This is a genomic window from Mycobacterium sp. pR1184, from assembly GCF_041287235.1.
Taxonomy (GTDB): domain Bacteria; phylum Actinomycetota; class Actinomycetes; order Mycobacteriales; family Mycobacteriaceae; genus Mycobacterium.
This window is the reverse complement of record NZ_JBGGKR010000046.1, coordinates 1-218: the sequence shown is the minus strand read 5'-3', so window position 1 is coordinate 218 and position 218 is coordinate 1. Positions and strand designations below refer to the sequence as shown.

Sequence of the window (218 nt, the reverse complement as noted above, 5' to 3'; positions counted from 1 at the left end):
CGTGCGTGACGGACTGATCCGTGACGCCAACAACTACGAGACGCAAGAGCAGGCCTCGCAGCAGGCCCTCGGCCACTAGCCGCGAAAACCACTGGATCCCAGAACTTTTCACTTAGGAGGATAGACAATGTCGATCAATTACCAGTTCGGAGACGTGGACGCGCACGGTGCGTTGATCCGCGCGCAGGCCGCTTCGTTGGAGGCCGAGCACCAGGCCA

The 218-nt window shown here is 60.6% G+C and carries 2 pseudogenes; both read left to right on the top strand.

From position 1 onward, the window contains the following. A pseudogene (locus ACAG21_RS28165) lies at positions 1-79 on the top strand (WXG100 family type VII secretion target); the annotation flags it as partial. 48 nt (positions 80-127) lie between these two features. Then, positions 128-218, top strand: a pseudogene (locus ACAG21_RS28160) (type VII secretion protein EsxI); the annotation flags it as partial.